1 protein-coding gene and 2 pseudogenes are annotated in these 1,936 nt (G+C 48.4%); 2 read left to right on the forward strand and 1 reads right to left on the reverse strand.

Annotated features, from left to right (window positions below):
* Window positions 1–1,041 (forward strand): annotated as a pseudogene (locus tag F6K53_RS38785) (hypothetical protein); the annotation flags it as partial.
* A 257-nt stretch (window positions 1,042–1,298) separates the two neighbouring features.
* Here F6K53_RS38785 and F6K53_RS38790 read toward each other — a convergent pair.
* Complete coding sequence (locus F6K53_RS38790) at window positions 1,299–1,514, reverse strand: hypothetical protein (RefSeq protein ID WP_293085182.1); 216 nt, start codon at window positions 1,512–1,514, stop codon at window positions 1,299–1,301.
* A gap of 234 nt (window positions 1,515–1,748) precedes the next feature.
* On the opposite strand from F6K53_RS38790, the pseudogene F6K53_RS38795 reads away from it, so the two are divergent.
* Window positions 1,749–1,936 (forward strand): annotated as a pseudogene (locus F6K53_RS38795) (hypothetical protein); the annotation flags it as partial.

Below are 1,936 nucleotides of genomic sequence, written 5' to 3' on the forward strand. Positions count from 1 at the left end.
TATACTACCAGTCAAATCCTCAATGGTCCGGAGGATCGACCCAATGCTATTGGTCCAACCAATGACAATGATGACTTCACTAACCAGTCCACAACTATTCCAGCTGGAACAGCTCAGGGTATCGACATTGACCCAGGTGCGGTGACCTTCGACAATACCGTTGAGAACCCCAATGCTACTAATTTAGATAACGTAACCTTGTTGCCAATTGCGCCTTCAGTCGGTAATGCGGCGACTAATGACCCTCAAGTTAATCCTCAATTCACCACTCCAGTAGACTTTGGACCAGATAACCAGATTCCTGATAACACTACGGTCACGATCAGGTACGAGCCAGAGACAGGTCCAATTCTTGAGGCGACTTACACCTACACTGAAGCTGGTGGTTTTACCCTCACTGGTGGTACAACAGTTAATGTTGGTACTCTCACACCAGGTCAGCAATTGGATTACGAGGTAATTGTTGACTTACCTGAGACAGCTCAAGTTCAGGGTTACGGGATTCCGATTGTTGCCTTTGTGGACAACACCACGGACGGAAACTTTGATGTCACTGAAGACACCGTCTTCAACATTACTGTTGACCGTCCCTACACTGGTTATATGCAGATGGTGCAAGAAGCTCGGATTCTGGATACTGATGGTGTAACAGTGATTCAGGACTTCTCCGGCGGAGATCCCACAGGTGATCAGGAAGGTACCCTCGCGGAACGGGCTAAGCCTGGTCAGTTTATCGAGTACCGAATCACCTACACCAATATCTCTGAACCACTAGTGGGTGCTGGTAACGTAGTTTTGGATGCTGAGAACTTCACCATTACTGAGGATGGCACTGCAGCTCCTAACAACTGGGTTACTGTCACCACTCACGAGCAAGGAACTGACCCATCTCAGGGTGATGTGGAGTACTTCAATAATACCTTATCCTTTGGAAATACTGACCCAGCTAGCGGTGAAGAAGTGACTAGGTATGTCAATGAAGTTGGTACTGTTGCTCCTGGCGACAATGGATCCTTTGTCTTCCGTCGTAAGGTGGACTAATCTTTAATGCTCTGAAGTAGTAAGTATAGCGCTACGCTTAGCGTCAGAAGTCAGAAGTCAGAAGTCAGAAGTTGACTCTAACAAGGTTTTAGGGTGCGTAGTGGCGTGGCACACCTAAAAATGTTTGTTGGGTTGAGCGGTAGGGAAACCCAACAATGCGTTACTGGTGTTGGGTTTCATTCTTCAACCCAACCTACGCTTATTGCACCATTTTAGATGTGTCAGTCCAGTAGGGTGCGTTAGGGGCGGGCTTGCTATCATGTTAACACCGAGCGCCAGTGTTGGAACAGCCCGCCCCGTAACGCACCACCCAAGGGTGAGTCCTGATTTTCTCGGTCCCCAGGGGACAGCCCGCCCGAGGAAGGAAACGGGCAAGATGCCCGTTCCACGTCTGATGCCCGTTCCATGCCTGATGCCCGTTCCACGCCTGATGCCCGTTCCACGCCTGATGCCCGTTCCACCCACCGGATCAAACAGCAAAAGTGAGATACACCGGTGTAACTCCTGGTTGTTGACCACGTTTTGAGTCAACCTTTAGTGAGCCACTAATCAAGTCATTTCAGCCTACCCTGCGGGAACGCTATCCGGCCCACAGCCTTCCTACTTCAGCTTTCATACTTCAGCCTTCAACCTTCAGCCCCCATACTTCAGCCTTCAAGCTTCAGTCTTCTATAAAATTGTTGTAATTATCAAGAGGTTTATTGCAAATGAAACGTTCATCAATTCTCGGTCTGGGTGCGATCGCATTAATTGTTGCTGTCCCTTTTGTAGGTAAGACTCCTGTATTAGCTGGTTTACAGGAAGCTGGGGAAGTGATTGTCCAAAACATCATGCGCCCCAAAGTGCAGTTGAAATTAGTGGCTAAGAAGAAGATAGTAGAAGTTGATACTGAAGA

Origin of the sequence: Moorena sp. SIO4A1, assembly GCF_010672065.1 — a bacterium.
Lineage (GTDB): Bacteria > Cyanobacteriota > Cyanobacteriia > Cyanobacteriales > Coleofasciculaceae > Moorena.